General features: G+C 67.2%; 1 protein-coding gene. It reads right to left on the bottom strand.

Annotated elements, in window-relative coordinates; genetic code table 11:
- Window positions 1-2,061, bottom strand: a 2,061-nt coding sequence (locus CV770_RS40865; protein WP_245454025.1) for a condensation domain-containing protein, incomplete at both ends; no start/stop codon positions are given.

Genomic DNA, 2,061 nt, shown 5'->3' with positions numbered 1-2,061 from the left:
CGCGCTGGTCCTGATAGACCACCGCCACCGCATCCGGCGCCTGGCGAACCTGCGCCTCGAACAGCTCATGGATGCACTGCTGCTCAGGATACGTCACCGCCGTCCGGTTCAGCTCCTCCAGCAGATACGCGCGCTCGTCGGCCGCCAGCAGCTCAATCCGCCCGACCGCTTGCCGCGCATCGGCAACCATCGCCTGCAGAAGCGCTAGCAGATAGCCTCGTTGCCGCTCGATGGTCGCCTGATCGAACAGCGCCGTGGCATAGCCCAGCGTCCCGGCGATGACCTCACCATGCTCGCAAAGGTTCAGCTCCAGATCGAACTTGACCTGATCGAAGCCGTCTGCCGCCGCCTCCACACGCAGCCCAGGAAGGTCGAACGTCCCAGCGGCGTCGTTCTGCCAGGCCAGCATCACCTGGAACAACGGCGTGTGATCAAGACGTCGTGGCGGCTGCACGATCTCCACCACCTGCTCGAACGGCAGGTCCTGATGCTCCTGCGCTCCCAAGGCCGTGCGCCGCGTCCGCGCCAACAGCTCCGCCACGCTCGGCTCGCCCGACAGGTCCAGCCGCAGCGCCAGGGTGTTGACGAAGCAGCCGATCAGCTCTTCGACCTCGCGGCGACCGCGATTGGCGCTCGGCACGCCGATCATTAGGTCGTCCTGCCCCGACAGACGCGACAGCAGCGCCGCCCAGGCCGCCAGCACCGTCATGAACAAGGTCGTGTCATGCTGCCGGCTCAGCCGCTTCAGATCCCGCGTCAGCTCCGCATCGATCACGACCGTCACACTGGCCCCGGCAAACGACTGCTCTGCCGGCCGCGACCGGTCCGTCGGCAAGGCCAGACGGGCCGGCGCGCCAGATAGATTGTTGCGCCAATACTGCGCCTGGCTCTGCAGCCGCTCGCCCGACAGCCACTGCCGTTGCCAGGCGGCATAGTCCGGATACTGGATTGCAAGCGGCGGCAGCGGATCGCCTTCTCCGGCCACGAACGCCCGGTACAGCTGACTGAGTTCATGCACCAACACGCCCAGCGACCAGCCATCCGAGACAATGTGATGCTGCGTCAGCAGCAAGACGTGCTCCTCATCCGAGATCCGGATCAGCCGGCCGCGGATCAGCGGGCCACGCGCCAGATCGAACGGCGTGCGCGCCTCTTCCCTGCACAGACCCAATAGCGCCTCGTCCGCATCCGGCCTGTCCCGCAGATCCTGCTCCACAACCGGCAGCCCCGCATCCTCCGGCAGCAGCTCCACCCAGGGCTTGCCCTCCGGCGCGACAAACACGCTGCGCAGTGCCTCATGGCGCGCCAACACACGGTCCAGGCTACGCTGCCAGGCGCTGCGGTCGAGCCCACCTTTGAGCCGCCACCCGAGCGGAATGTGATAGTTCGTGCTGCTCTGATCCAGCTGCGCCAAAAACCACAGCCGCTGCTGCGCAAACGACAGCACAAGCGGCGCTTCACGCGACACCGGCACAATGGCTGGCAGGTCTTGCGCGCCGGAGCGGCTCAACTCATCCATGATACTCGCGGCCAGATCGGCCAGCACCGGTTTGGCAAACAGCGTGGTCAGCGGCAGTGCGAAGCCAATGGCCTGCGAGACCCGGCTCAACAGCCGCACCGCCAATAGCGAGTGCCCGCCGAGCGCAAAGAAGTGGTCGTGGCGTCCGACCCGCTCAACACCGAGCAGCTCGGCCCAGATCTGTGCCAGCGTGGTCTCGATCTCGCCTTGCGGCGGCTCATAGGCGCCATGCGCATACGCCTCATCGTCCGGCGCCGGCAGCGCCTTGCGATCGAGCTTGCCATTTACCGTCAGCGGCAGCGCCGCCAGCCGCACGAACGCCGATGGCACCATGTAGTCCGGCAGGTGCGCGCCCACATGCGCCCGCAACGTGGCGGCCAGCTCAGCTCCAGCGCCATCCGGCTCATCCGATTGAGCTTCAGGCGCACACACCACATAGGCGACAAGACGCTGCTCGCCGCCGGGGCCCTCGTGCGCCACCACCACCGCCTCGCGCACGAACGGGTGCTCGGCAACCCGCGCCGCGATCTCACCGGGCTCGA

It is taken from the genome of Bradyrhizobium sp. AC87j1, from assembly GCF_002936975.1.
GTDB lineage: Bacteria > Pseudomonadota > Alphaproteobacteria > Rhizobiales > Xanthobacteraceae > Bradyrhizobium > Bradyrhizobium shewense.
Note: the sequence above shows the minus strand (reverse complement) of the source record. Positions and strands in the feature narration are given on the sequence as shown.